Below are 13386 nucleotides of genomic sequence, written 5' to 3' on the forward strand. Positions count from 1 at the left end.
GGAAACGGCCGCATACTGATCACATGGACCCCGGACTCATCCTTCTGGTCTTCCTGGCGTTCCTGTTCGCGTGGCTGCTGAACCGGGTCCGCAGGTTCTTCCGGCTGGGCCCCATGGGCTACGCGGGCGTGATGATCGTGTTCGTCATCGTCATGCTCGCCATCTGGAGCCGGCACATCACCTAACCCCACCCCCCCCCATTCCCCGTGACCTTGCAGAAGCTCGCACACGGAGCTTGTGACCATGGATGCCGTTCGTGATCTTGCAGTGCGAGATAACGTACGAGCAGCCGCAGGCGCGCGGCCTTCCGGCGAATTCCCGCGAGTTCAAAGAGCTGACACAAGTGGGGCCGGGCGCATCCACTAGAGGTCGAAGGAGCGTCCGATGATCTCCTTCATGATCTCGGTCGTGCCGCCGTAGATGGTCTGGACCCGGCTGTCCAGCCAGGCCCTGGCCACCGGATATTCGAGCATGTAGCCGTACCCTCCGTGGAGTTGGAGACAGCGGTCGACCACCCTGTTCTGCAGCTCGGTCGTCCACCACTTGGCCTTGGCGGCGTCCACGACCGTGAGCTCACGCGCGTTGAGGGCGAGCACGCACCTGTCCACATAGTGCCGCGCGATCTCCACCTCGGTGGCCAGCTCGGCCAGCAGGAACCGGGTGTTCTGGAACTGACCGATGCTCCTGCCGAACGCCTTGCGGTTCCGGCAGTATTCGATGGTCGCCTCCAGCACGCTCTCGGCGGCCGCCACCGCCGCGACCGCGATCGACAGCCGCTCCTGCGGCAGATTGTTCATCAACTGGACGAAGCCCCGGCCGTCCTCGTCGCCGAGGCGGTTGGCGACCGGGACGCGGACGTTCTCGAAGAACAACTCGGCGGTGTCCTGGGCGTGCATGCCGATCTTTTCGAGGTTGCGCCCGCGGGTGAAGCCCGCCATCCCGCGCTCGACCACCAACAGCGTGATGCCGCGGGCGCCCGCCGCGGGGTCGGTCCTGGCGACGACCACGACCAGGTCGGAGTTGATGCCGTTGGTGATGAACGTCTTCTGCCCGTTGACGACGTAGTGGTCGCCCTCGCGTACAGCTGTCGTACGGATGCCCTGCAGGTCGCTGCCGGCCCCCGGCTCGGTCATCGCGACCGCCGTGATCAGCTCGCCGGAGGCGAACCCGGGCAGCCAGCGCCCCTTCTGCTCCTCGTTCGTCAGGTCCACGAAGTAGGGAGCCATCACGTCGTTGTGCAGCGAGAAGCCGAGGCCCGTCGCGCCGGCCCGGATGATCTCTTCGACGATGACCGCGTTGTAGCGGAAGTCCGTGATGCCGGCCCCGCCGTACTCCTCCGGGACGGAGAAGCCGAACACGCCCAGCTCGCCGGCCTTCTTCCACACCTCGCGGGGGACGATGCCGTCCTTCTCCCACTGACCGTGACGCGGGGTCACCTCGCGGGCGATGAAATCGCGAACGGTCTCGCGGAAGAGCAGGTGCTCCTCGTCGAAGAGGTCTCGCCGCATCTGGTACGCCTCCGGCTCGGGGACTGTGCTGCACGGGGATCGGACGACCTGACCAGAATACAATTCTGTTACCCATCGGTCGATCGAGGCGGGCCTCTCGCTCCAAATCGGGCCAGGTGATTACAAATCCGCCACCATCGACGCATTCACCCGTACGGGCCTTGACCCAGCCCGTAAGATCTACCTTCGATTTACTTGCTTTCGCCTGTCTGGGCGGCCCTCGCGATCGGAGTGTGCGGTGGTTCGGTGGAAAGCGGGGCGGCGTGGTGTGCTCGCCGCCGCGGTCGTGAGCGTGATCGGAGGCGGGCTCCTCGCACTTCCGCTGACCTCAGCCCAGGCGGAGATGGCCCAGGTCGACCTCATTTACCGATGCAGGGATACACCCGGCCAGCCCAACCTTCCCAACCCTCTCGTGTCCAACCCGGTCGACCTGAAGATCACCCTCACGGTGCAGACCGCGCTGTCCGTCGGCCAGCCGCTGGACGTCAAGTGGAACATCGCCTACGAGAACGGCACCAGGTTTCTGTCCCCCGGCCTGTTCCAGCCCGGCGCCCGTCTCTCGGCGACGGGTAAGGTCGGCGTCCTGGGCGAGAAGTGGCAGGGCGAGCTGCACTCGCTCGGTGCGAAGGACCAGGAGCTTCTGCAGGCCGGCGGTCCTCTGACCCTGCCCGAGCTGATCTCCGGCGCGGTGAGCACGACGGACAAGGGCGTGTTCGAGATCGAGCCTCGCGATCTCCTGATCGACTTCACCCCGCCGCCTTCAGAGAAGGTCGTCAACGACGACGACCTCTCGAAGATCAGTTACGACGCGAACTGGATCGACTTCAACGACCGTGACCCCAAGTTCCACGACATCCACGAGGACGTACACGCGACCGAAGTGGGGGGCGCGAAGGCGACGTTCCAGTTCACGGGGACGGGCGTCGACTTCATCACCGAGCAGGACCACCGCGCCGGCGAGGTGGACTTCAAGATCGACGGGAAGCCGGGCATTCCGGCGACCGCCGACGCGTCGAAGGACGCCGACGGCAACCCGGTCGTGGTCGTCAACCAGGGAAACCACACGCTGTGGGGCATGCGCGGCCTGCCGTACGGCCCGCATACGCTCGAGGTGACGAACCTTGAGAACAAGTGGATGATGGTGGACGGCTTCAGGGCGGTCACGGAGCAGCTCCTCGGCCCGCCGAAGCAGTTCCAGGCGACGTGCAAGCCGGTGAAGAAGCCGACAGCCATCAGGGTCGTCATCGGCGGCGGGAATTCGACCTCTGGCCCGTCGACCAGTCCTTCGGGTCCGGACGGTCCCCCGGCCAGCCCCGACCAGAGCCCGAGCGGCACCCCCGGGGAACACAGCCCCGGTCAGAGCACCCCGATGAGGACGCCCTCGTTCAGTCCGCGTCCCACCGTGACCGTCACCGCCACCGCCACCGCCGCCGCCGGCGCCTCGCCCAGTCCGACCGCGACGACCACGGTGACGATGACCGCGACGCCCACCGTCGCCCAGGTGGAGGTCACGCCCAAGGGTGGGGCGCAGACCGGTGAGGCCCCGGAGCAGACCTCCTCCGGGGGACTGCTCCTCGGCTCGGGTGGTCTGATGCTGCTCGTCGGCGTGTGGGGTGGCGTGGCGATGCTCAGGCGCAGGGCCGCCCATTCGGGTGACTCGTCGGCGACGCGCTGAGGGGATCGCGACGATGACGTCCACTCCAGACGGCGCCCCCGCCGCGGGGGAGAGCTCCGTACCCGCTGAAGGTGCTCCGGTCGCGGAAGCCGCCAAGCCGACGCGCAGGGCGCTGCCGCAGCCCGTCCTCGCGGCGCTGCTGGTGGTCGGCTCCTTCGGCGGGATCATCGCGGTCATGATCGGGATGCTGGCCGTGCTGTCCCCGGCTGAGCCGGAGTCGCCCGGCGGTCGGGTGGACATCCAGGGCGCGGGCAACATCGCATATCTTCCGGCGACCGTCGGACCTGGTGGGCCGGACGCGCCGCTGACCGCGGCCGACCCGGCGGCGCCCCCGCCGGATCCCGCGCTTCAGCCGTTTCCTCCGCTCACGCTGACCCCGAAGACGGCCTCGGCGGCGACGTCGCGGCTGTCCGCGCTCAAGAGGGCGAAGGGCAGGCCGACCAGGATCAGGATCCCGTCGATCGGGGTGTCCGCCCCGATCGGTTCGATCGGCGTGGACAAGAAGGGTGAGATCGAGGCTCCGCCGCTGAGCAAGCCCAACCTCACCGGTTGGTACCGTTTCGGGCCCGCCCCCGGCGACCAGGGGCCGGCGGTCATCCTCGGTCACGTGAACACGCGACAAGGCGCCGCGGTGTTCAGCCGGCTGCGCGAGATCAAGCGCGGCAACAAGATCGCCGTATACCGCGCGGACGGCAAAACCGCCATTTTCACCGTGGACGGGGTCGAACAGGTCAGCAAGCTGAAATTTCCGACCAAGCGGGTGTACAGCAACACCGCCACGGCGTCACTCCGCCTGGTCACGTGTGGCGGAGTGTTCAACGCCAAGGCGCATCACTACACCGACAACATCATCGTGTACGCCACGCTGACCTCGACCCGCGGCAAGAAGTGACCCCGCGGTTCGAGAGGTCTTTCCGAGCACCATCGCCACGAACGCTGGACAAGATCAGGCCGGAGGGAAGTTGACTGGTAGATTACCCTCCTGTGGGGAGATCGTGACAATTTTACGACTTGTGCGGGCCCCGGCGCGGGTCCTGCGCGTGCCCGATTGAGGATTCTCTCTCCAAGAGAGTCCGAATCCTGAGATCCTGGTGCGCCGGTTATTGGGGTGATTTGGGATGGGAGACAAGCCAGTGTTGAGGTCAGGGGCGCGGGGTCCTGTCGTCAGGAAGGCGGCCCTGGCCGGAGCGGTCGGCGCCGGCATCATCTTCTTCGGGCTGCCCGCCCTGGGCGCGCTGGCGCCGGCTCCCAAGACCGTGTCGTACGTATGCGTCCCCACGCCGTCGATGGAGGTCCCGCCCTCGCCCGATCTGTCGGTCACGCTGGGCGGCCCCGCGAGCGCGACACCCTCCCAGGCGGTCACGCTGTCGTGGTCGAACTCCCAGTCAAACGATACGAACAAACAAATCAAGGCCGTTGCCGAGATTCCCACCACCGATCGCATCGTCATGATCGGTGAACTCGTCATCACGGGCCCCGCGGCCAACGTGACGGCCACGGTCACGGCCACCAGCACCTACACGCCCCCGACGAAGATCGTCGCCGGTGCTCCCCTCCCGTTTCCGACGATCAGCGCGACGGTGACGCCCACGGTGGCCGGGACGCTCGTCGCGAAGGCCGAGAAGTTCACGCTTCAGGTCGTTTCGGCTGCCGCCGGCGGCGGTGGTGGTGTCATGTACATCTGCACGATCGGGACCGCGGGGGCGAACATCGCCCCGGCGGAGGCCTCCGTCACCGTCACGCCCGCCGCGTCGAGTTCGTCCAGCCCGTCGCCCAGCCCATCTCCGAGCGCCACACCGAGCGCGACCCCGACACCCCGGCACACGAAAACCGTGTACGAGACGGTGACACTCGGCGCGTCACCGAAGCCGAAGAAGAAGGGCCAGGTGAATACGCCCGACGGCGGCGTGTCCACGGGCGGGGGTGGTGAGGCCGGCCCGGACGCGAGGGTCCTCATCCTCACCGGGGCGGGACTGATGCTGGCGGCGGCCGCCGGAGGACTCGTGCTGCGCACCCGCCGCCGGGCCGTACGGCAGTAGGGCAGCCCATGGGCACGCCACCGCCTGGGCGCTATCCGCCGGATGGGTCCGGCGGGCCGTTCGGGCCGCACACAGGGGACGCCGGCGCCCAGGGCGTTCCCGGTGCTTTCGTGCCGCAGGGTTATCCCCAGCCGGTGTACGGTCAGCCGATCTTCCAGCCGGTCGTGTTGCACCAGCAGGTCCAGCCGCAGACTCGGCAGGATGCCGAGGCGCGGGCCGGGAGCGGCGTGGAGGGGATCGGCACCCAGGCGATCAGGGGTGTGCTCATCCTGGCCGCCGTCGTGGGCCTGGTGATCGTTCTCATCGGGGCCGGATTCATGATCATGTCGCCGGACCAGTACACCACGCCGGACCGTACGTCGCTGCAACGGCCGGGCGGCGTGAACCAGATGGCGGCCACCGTCGGCCCCGGGGGCCCCGGGAACCCACTGACGCAGGCCGATCCGACCGCACCTCCGCCGCTCCCGTCCCTGCCCGCGGCTCCGCCGATGCAGCCCTCCTCGCCCAAGCGGCTGATCATTCCCAAGCTGGGCGTCAACGCGCCGATCAGATCGGTCGGTACAGACAAGTCCGGCGCCATCGAAACTCCGCCGATCAACAATCACAACCTCGTCGGCTGGTATCGGGGCGGCCCGACGCCGGGCGAGGTCGGTCCGGCCATCATGCTCGGCCACAAGGACACCCGGACCCGCGGCGCGGTCTTCAGCAGGCTGCACGAGATGCAGTACGGCGACCAGATCGAGGTCGTTCGCATGGACGGCACCATCGCGGTCTTCACCGTGGGCGGCATCGAGCAGGCGGCCAAGCAGACGTTCCCGACCAGCCGGGTGTACGGCGATGCCAAGAACGCGGAGCTCCGGCTGATCACCTGCGGGGGCACGTACAGCCATGCGACCGGCCATTACGTCGACAATGTCATCGTTTATGCCGTCATGACCGGAACCCGGCTCGCCAAGGCGGACTCCTGAACGTCGTGAGTGCGCGCAGGTCCGCGGAACGGCTCGTGTATCGCGCCGGGTGAGGCTATCGTCTCAACAAGCGATCAAGAGGAGGGGCTGTGGGCTGGTTCTCCGATCTCCTGCTGCCCGGCCGGCTGCGCACCGGACCGACGGTGCTGCTGTCCACCCGGCCGGACCCGAAGGCGCTGCTGGCCATCGCGCGACTCGCCGACCCCGAGGCGGTCTTCGACGGCGACGACATCCTCGCGGGCAGTTCCCGGATTCTCGCGGCCATCGAGTTGACCGGCGCGATCCTGGCCAAGCTCGGCCTGCAGGGCGAGGAGCGCCTCTGGGCATGCCGGGTCACCGCGGAGGGGCCGCTGCCGGTGGACTTCTTCGACAAGAGCCTCGCCGAGGGCATCGCGTTCCGCCTGGGCGGCTGGTCCCTGTGCCAGGGGGAGCCGACCGATCCGACAGAGAGCGAGCGGCGCGACCCCGTCGTCTACCTGCCCGCCGCGCCCTCACCCGAGGAGACCATCGAGATCCTCCGCGAGCTCGTCAGCCCGGTCGAGTCGCTGGACGTCGACCGGTGGCCGGACGGCGAGCTGGTCGACGGCATCGTCCGCGTGCCGATGGGGCAGGGTGCGATCACGGACGTCTACGTGGGAGCCGACACGGTTGTCACCATCGAGGAAGGCCGTGGGATCCCCCCGGCCGCCCGGGTCCGCTGGCCGTACCTCACCGAGATCGTGATCGCGAAGATCTCCCCGCTCGCTTCCCCGGACGCGAACGAGCCCACGGGCGCCGTGGACGATGGGTCCGACGCCGAAACACGGGACGACGGTGAGGTCCAAGGCGGGATTCCAGCCGACGAACAGGCGTTGGCGACCCGAGCGGAGGTGGCGCTGGCACTGGCGCAGCGGCTGCGGGGCATCGCCGCCGACGAGGGCGGTTTCCAACTCGTCGAGCCGGCGGACATCCTCCCCGGCCGCCACACCTGAACTTCCGGCGGTGATCCCCCCACCCCCAGATTGTGATCTTGCAAAAACTGTCAGACATGCCCCCTGACCTGCGCAAACTCCTGCAATGTTCTTGCAGAAACTCGCACGCATACCTCCTGACCTCGCATTATGTCGCCTATGATCTTGCATTGGATCATCGGGGTGTGGTCCATGTGCCGGACAAGCGTTCTGATGTAGCCTCTCAAGTAACCGAACATTGCTCGGTTGCTTTGGAGGACTTCTGTGGCAGAGGCGTACATCGTCGGCGCGGTCCGCAGCCCCGTCGGCAAGAAGAAGGGCGGGCTGTCCACGGTCCACCCGACCGACCTGGCCGCGCACACTCTCGCGGCCCTCGTCGAACGCACCGGCGTGGATCCCGCTGCGGTCGATGACGTGATCATGGGCTGTGTCATGCAGTTCGGCCCGCAGTCGATGGACATCGCACGCAACGCCTGGCTCAGCGCGGGCCTCCCGGAGAGCGTGGCGGGCGTCACGATCGACCGGCAGTGCGGGTCCTCGCAGCAGGCCGTCCACTTCGCCGCCCAGGGCGTGATGTCCGGCACGCAGGACCTGGTGGTGGCCGCCGGCGTCGAGTCGATGTCCATCGTCCCCATGGGGTCGAGCATCACGGCCGCGCTGGAGAAGGGCATGCCCTTCCCGTTCGGCGAGAAGTGGGTCGAGCGGTACGGCAACCAGGAGATCTCCCAGTTTCGCGGTGCGGAGCTGATGTGCGAGAAGTGGGATCTGCGGCGCGACGAGTTGGAGCGCTACGCCTACGAGAGCCACCAGCGGGCCGCCAAGGCCGTCGCCAACGGCTACTTCAGGGACCAGATCGCGCCGGTGGGCGGCGTAGAGGACGACGAGGGTCCCCGGCCGGACACCACGCTGGAGAAGATGGCCGCCCTCAAGACCCTGCGTGAGGGCGGGCGGATCACGGCGGCCACCTCGTCGCAGATCTCGGACGGCTCGGGCGCGGTGCTCGTCGCCTCCGAGCGGGCGGTACGCGAGCACGGCCTGACGCCACGCGCCCGGATCGTCACGTTGTCGCTCGTCGGAGGCGATCCCGTCTACATGCTGACCGCGCCCATTCCTGCGACGCGCAGGGCGCTGGAGCGGGCCGGTCTCGGCATCGAGGACATCGACGTCATCGAGATCAACGAGGCGTTCGCGCCGGTGCCGCTCGCCTGGCTGCGCGAGATCGGCGCCGACCCCGCGAAGACCAACCCGAACGGCGGCGCGATCGCCCTGGGCCACCCCCTCGGGGGCACGGGCGCGATCCTGATGACCAAGCTGCTGCACGAGCTGGAGCGCACCGGCGGGCGGTACGGCCTGCAGACCATGTGCGAGGGCGGCGGCCAGGCCAACGTCACGATCATCGAACGACTCTGATCTCCGTACGGCTCCGAGGGCACCCCGCGCCGGGGTGCCCTTCGCCCCGGGCTCCGCTGGGTTACGCTGAACCGTGACTCGTGGAATCCGGGTGAAGGAGGCGGGATGAGCGTCGCTTACGACGATCGTGAGCACTCCTATAATCACGGACCGTACATGATCGCCGACCTGGATCGAATGCCCAGGGATGCTCGGTATGAGCTCGTCAACGGATGGATCGTCATGTCGCCCTGGCCCAGCATTCGCCACGACCACGCGGTTCGGAACCTGCGGATGCAGCTGGAAGCGGCGGTCACACGAGCCGGCGCGGATCTCTACGTGAATGGTCCTGTCGACGTGTTCACGTCCACCGGGATACGCGTGCCCGATGTCGCGGTGATCGACGGCAAGGCGGCTCGGCGGGCCATCGAGCGAGACGATCGGGCCTATCAGGGAGCGGACCTGCTCCTTGTGGTCGAGGTCGTATCCCGAGAGAGCGGCAGCGAGCGCACCGACAGATACGAGAAGCCCAGCGAGTACGCCGCAGCGGGGATCGGCCAGTACTGGGTGGTGGACCTGGAGCCTAAGCCGAACATCACGGTCTGGACGCTGGTGCCCGGTCATGGCGTCTATCGGCGGGCCGAGCGAGTCTTCGCCGGGGACCTGCTGGAGGTCCGCGCTCCGGTCGAGCTCACGATCGATCCGGCGGTGCTCGTCTCGGTCTGAGGTCGGCTCCTCGGCCCCTGGCGGGAACGGCCGGTCCGGGCCTCTCTCGATCGACAAGAGGCCCGGACAGGCCAGGGATCGATCGAACTACCTGACGTGCCGATGCACGTCCTCGAAATCCGACGGCCCGGGTCGCGACTGGGCGATCCAGGGACCGTCCAGTGAGGGGTCGAGGACGCCCTCCTCCAGGAACGCGTACCGGCCGTCGAGGACCAGGCGGGCCAGCCGTACGTCACGGGAGTCGGTGTTCTCCCACAGCCGGTCGAACAGCGCCTCGGCACGCAGGCGCGCCTGATGACAGAAGGTGTCGGCCAGTTCGTACGGCCTGCGCCCGTACTCGACGGCGTCCTCCTGGGCCTGGACGCACACGGCGGTCATGGCGAACAACTCGGCGCCGATGTCCACGATCCGGGAGAGGAAGCCCTGCTTGTGCTCCAGCCGTCCCTGCCAGCGTGACATGCCGTAAAACGTGGACCTGGCGAGCCTGCGGCTGGTGCGCTCGACGTAGCGCAGGTGATGGGCGAGCGCGCCGAACTCGGCGTAGGAATTCGGCAACTGCCCTGCCCCGGCGACCAGGCTCGGCAGCCATCTGGCGTAGAAGCCGCCCGCTTTGGCGGCCGCCCGCCCCTTCGCCTTGAGATCGGCCTTCGGGTTGATGAGTTCCCCGGCGACCGACAGGTGGGCGTCCACGGCCTCGCGGGCGATGAGCAGATGCATGATCTCGGTCGAGCCCTCGAAGATGCGGTTGATCCGCAGGTCGCGCAGCATCTGCTCGGCGGGCACGCCGCGCTCACCGCGAGCGCGCAGGGACTCGGCCGTCTCGTAGCCGCGCCCGCCCCTGATCTGGACGAGCTCGTCGGTGGCCTGCCAGGCCAGCTCCGATCCGTACAGCTTCGCCAGGGCCGCCTCGATGCGAATGTCGTTGCGCTCGTCGTCGGCGAGGCGGCTGACGAGGTTGACGACGGCTTCGAGGGCGTAGGCCGTGCCGGCGATGAAGGCGATCTTGCGAGCCACCGCCTCGTGCTCGCCGAGGCGGCGCCCCCACTGGACCCGTTCCCCGCACCACTCGCGGGCGATCTTGGTGGCCCACTTGGCGGCGCCCGCGCAGGTGGCGGGCAGTGAGAGGCGCCCGGTGTTCAGCGTGGTCAGGGCGATCTTCAGGCCCTGGCCCTCGCGGCCGATGAGGTTCTCCGCCGGGACACGGACCTGATGGAAGCGGGTGACGCCGTTCTCGATGCCGCGCAGGCCCATGAACGAGTTGCGGCGCTCGACCGTGATCCCGGGGCTGTCGGCCTCCACCACGAACGCCGAGATCCTGGCGCCGGTGCGGGCCATCACCACCAGCAGGTCGGCCACGACGCCGTTGGTGGTCCACAGCTTGACGCCGTCGATGACGTACGAGTCCCCGTCGCGGACCGCGGTCGTGGCCAGTCGCGCGGGGTCGGACCCCACATCGGGCTCGGTCAGGAGAAACGCGGAAATTTCCCCACTCGCGCACCGGGGGAGGAAACGCTCCTTCTGCTCAGGCGTACCGAACAGCCGCAGCGGCTGGGGAACCCCGATGGACTGGTGCGCCGACAGCAGCGCGCTCAGCGCCGGGCAGTATGACGCGGTGAGCTGCAGAGCCCGGCAGTAGTAGAGGTGGGCCAGGCCGAGCCCGCCGTACTCCTCCTCGATGGTCATCCCGAACGCGCCGATCGAGGCCAGGCCCTTGACCACCTCGTCGGGGATGACGGCCGTGCGCTCGATCTGCGGCGGATCGACCTTTTCCTGCAGAAACCGTCGCAGCGTCCGCAGGAAGGCGTCCCCCTTTTTGATCTCTTCTTCCGGCAGTTTCGGCGCGGGGTGCACGAGGTCGAGCCGGAAGTCCCCGAGGAACAGTTGCCTGCCGAAGCTCGGCCGGGTCCATTCCGTCTCACGTGCCTGCTCGGCGACTTCTCGTGCGGTGGCGTAGTCGGTGGTCATCGCGGCCTCCTCAGGCAGTGGACCTCCCGCCGCGTCCCGGGATCCGCGGGACGCGTCCCATAACGGGATACCTACCCACCAGTAGCCTGATAAGCGCTGTCGATGTGAATGCTCGCCCGATACCAACCGCGTGGACTGCGTTTATTGGGGATTGTGCCTATTGAGGGACGCGTGCCACGCAGAAGACGGTCTGGCCGAAGGGCGGCCGGATGATGCGCTCGATGAACCGCGTCATCGGCACGACGGTCCGGTCGTAGACCTTGACGAGTCGCGGATCGGGATAGCCGACGCCGCCTCGCCGTACCGCGGCCCACCACGCGATGCCGCCCAGGAAGTTGATCGGCTTGAGCACGTCGACGCCCAGCCCCGCGGCCGTGACCGCGGCGCGGAGCGTGGCGGGGGTGTACCGCCTGACATGCCCAACCTTGCGGTCAAAATCCCCATAAAGCTGCATGTATCCGGGAACCCAGATGATGATACGTCCGCCCGGCGCGGTCACCCTGGCGAGGGATCGCAGGGCCTCGGCGTCCTCTTCGATGTGCTCCAGGACATTCATCATCACGACCGTGTCCACCGGATCGGCCAGGGGGATCTCGGCCGGCAGCCCGAACTGGAGCACGGAGACGTCGTCGCGATGAGCGAACCGCTTCTCGAGCTGCTCGACACAGTACGGATCGAAATCGCTCACGACCAGCCGATCGAGACGCGGGAGGAACTGTTCGGCGAAATGCCCCAGACCGGACCCGATCTCGAGCATTGAGCGTCCGACGTGCGGGGCGACCATGTCGAACTCGTACTGCCGGTAGTTCTTCGCCTCATCGCCACCGAGGTGGTTCTCCAGAGCATCGTCTCCGGCCGCGGGCTGGACTACACGGTCATACCCAGACATAAGATCCTCTTTACGCGCTGACGGACGTCGAAAGTGTAGTGGTCACCGGATTCCGGGGTGTCGCCTTCGGTGGCCTTCACCCGATGCCCTACCCCAAAGCCTCCTGGGATCGGGTGACGAGGCCGAGGACGTCGTTCAGGAAACCTTCGTCAAGGCGTTCCGACACCTGGGAAGCTTCCGTCGCGACGCGGCTTTCAAACCGTGGGGGGATCACTCCGGGGTGGTCAGCCAGGTGTCGATCTCGGTGATGATCTCCTTCTTCACCGTCTCCGGCGCCGCCGACGACCTGATCGACTGCCTGGCCATCTCCGCGATCTCCGCGTCGGTGAAGCCGTACACGTCCCGGGCGAGCTGGTACTGCGGCAGCAGCCGGGCGCCGAACAGCAGCGGGTCGTCGGCGCCGAGCGCGATCGGGACACCCGCGTCGAACAGCCGTCGCAGCGGTACGTCCTCGGGCTGCTCCGCCACACCGAGCCCCACGTTGGACAGCGGGCACACCTCGCAGGTGATCTGCCGGTCGGCCAGCCGCTCCATGAGCCGCTGAGACTCGGCCGCGCGGATGCCATGGCCCAGCCGGTCGGCGTCCAGATCGTCGACGCACTCCTCGACGCTGGCCGCGCCCAGCAGCTCACCTCCGTGCGGTACGGCGAGCAGCCCGGCCCGCTTGGCGATCCGGAAGGCGTGGTCGAAGTCCCTGGCACGTCCGCGCCGTTCGTCGTTGGACAGGCCGAAGCCCACGACCCCCTTCCCGGCGTACTGCGCGGCCAGCCGGGCGAGCGTCCGCGCGTCGAGGGGATGGCGGGTGCGGTTGGCCGCCACGACCACGGCCATGCCGATGCCCGCGGCCCGCGCCGCCTGCTCGGCCGCGTCGAGGACGAGCTCGAGCGTCGATGTCAGCCCGCCGAACCGCTGGGCGTACCCCGAGGGGTCCACCTGGATCTCCAGCCAGCGGGAACCCTCACGCGCCTCGTCCGCCGCCGCCTCGTGCAGCAGCCGCCGGACGTCCTCCGGCCGCCGCAGCACCGACCGTGCGATGTCGTAGAGCCGCTGGAACCGGAACCAGCCCCGCTCGTCGGTCGCCCGCAACCTGGGCGGCCAGTCCTGGACGAGCGCGTCGGGCAGATGGACGCCCCGCTCCCGGGCCAGCTCGATCAGCGTCGTGTGCCGCATCGAGCCGGTGAAGTGCAGGTGCAGATGTGCCTTGGGCAGCGTGTCGAGTGGACGTGCCATTTTCATATGGTGCCGCATCCCCCGAGCGCGCGTGCTGCGCTCCTGGA

General features: G+C 68.2%; 12 protein-coding genes and 1 pseudogene. 9 read left to right on the forward strand and 4 right to left on the reverse strand.

What is annotated here, in order from left to right; translation table 11 throughout:
• The first annotated feature begins 23 nt into the window (after positions 1-23).
• A complete protein-coding gene (locus Mth01_RS09200) occupies positions 24-185 on the forward strand; it encodes a hypothetical protein (RefSeq protein WP_204014445.1) in 162 nt (53 codons plus the stop codon).
• A gap of 177 nt (positions 186-362) precedes the next feature.
• Here the strand turns inward: Mth01_RS09200 and Mth01_RS09205 are convergent, their stop codons facing one another.
• A complete protein-coding gene (locus tag Mth01_RS09205) occupies positions 363-1508 on the reverse strand; it encodes an acyl-CoA dehydrogenase family protein (RefSeq protein WP_204014448.1) in 1146 nt (381 codons plus the stop codon).
• 238 nt (positions 1509-1746) lie between these two features.
• On the opposite strand from Mth01_RS09205, the gene Mth01_RS09210 reads away from it, so the two are divergent.
• From Mth01_RS09210 to Mth01_RS09240, 7 genes are all read left to right on the forward strand, one after another.
• Positions 1747-3183, forward strand: coding sequence for a hypothetical protein (locus Mth01_RS09210; RefSeq protein ID WP_204014450.1), 1437 nt, complete (start codon positions 1747-1749; stop codon positions 3181-3183).
• Between the two features lie 13 nt (positions 3184-3196).
• A complete protein-coding gene (locus Mth01_RS09215) occupies positions 3197-4075 on the forward strand; it encodes a class F sortase (RefSeq protein WP_204014451.1) in 879 nt (292 codons plus the stop codon).
• A 226-nt stretch (positions 4076-4301) separates the two neighbouring features.
• Complete coding sequence (locus tag Mth01_RS09220; RefSeq protein WP_204014453.1) at positions 4302-5222, forward strand: hypothetical protein; 921 nt, start codon at positions 4302-4304, stop codon at positions 5220-5222.
• An 8-nt stretch (positions 5223-5230) separates the two neighbouring features.
• Positions 5231-6190 carry a class F sortase gene (locus Mth01_RS09225; RefSeq protein ID WP_204014455.1) on the forward strand — a complete coding sequence of 320 codons (960 nt, stop codon included), beginning with the start codon at positions 5231-5233 and terminating at the stop codon, positions 6188-6190.
• An 89-nt stretch (positions 6191-6279) separates the two neighbouring features.
• Complete coding sequence (locus Mth01_RS09230; protein ID WP_204014457.1) at positions 6280-7161, forward strand: hypothetical protein; 882 nt, start codon at positions 6280-6282, stop codon at positions 7159-7161.
• Positions 7162-7404: 243 nt separating this feature from the next.
• Entirely contained in the window at positions 7405-8550 is a 1146-nt protein-coding gene (locus Mth01_RS09235) for an acetyl-CoA C-acetyltransferase (RefSeq protein ID WP_204014459.1), read from the forward strand.
• Between the two features lie 105 nt (positions 8551-8655).
• Positions 8656-9255 carry a Uma2 family endonuclease gene (locus tag Mth01_RS09240; protein ID WP_204014463.1) on the forward strand — a complete coding sequence of 200 codons (600 nt, stop codon included), beginning with the start codon at positions 8656-8658 and terminating at the stop codon, positions 9253-9255.
• Positions 9256-9342: 87 nt separating this feature from the next.
• Here the strand turns inward: Mth01_RS09240 and Mth01_RS09245 are convergent, their stop codons facing one another.
• Both Mth01_RS09245 and Mth01_RS09250 read right to left on the reverse strand, forming a co-directional pair.
• Complete coding sequence (locus Mth01_RS09245; RefSeq protein WP_204014465.1) at positions 9343-11220, reverse strand: acyl-CoA dehydrogenase family protein; 1878 nt, start codon at positions 11218-11220, stop codon at positions 9343-9345.
• A 157-nt stretch (positions 11221-11377) separates the two neighbouring features.
• Positions 11378-12109: a class I SAM-dependent methyltransferase gene (locus tag Mth01_RS09250; protein ID WP_204014467.1), complete on the reverse strand. Its 732-nt coding sequence runs from the start codon at positions 12107-12109 to the stop codon at positions 11378-11380.
• Positions 12110-12212: 103 nt separating this feature from the next.
• Between Mth01_RS09250 and Mth01_RS29620 the strand changes: the two are divergent.
• A pseudogene (locus Mth01_RS29620) lies at positions 12213-12302 on the forward strand (sigma factor); the annotation flags it as partial.
• A gap of 17 nt (positions 12303-12319) precedes the next feature.
• Here the strand turns inward: Mth01_RS29620 and Mth01_RS09260 are convergent.
• The gene (locus Mth01_RS09260) at positions 12320-13339 is read right to left on the reverse strand and encodes an adenosine deaminase (RefSeq protein WP_204014469.1); all 1020 of its coding nucleotides are present in this window, start codon (positions 13337-13339) and stop codon (positions 12320-12322) included.
• Positions 13340-13386 lie beyond the last annotated feature (47 nt).

Source organism: Sphaerimonospora thailandensis (assembly GCF_016863115.1).
Taxonomy (GTDB): Bacteria; Actinomycetota; Actinomycetes; order Streptosporangiales; family Streptosporangiaceae; genus Sphaerimonospora; species Sphaerimonospora cavernae.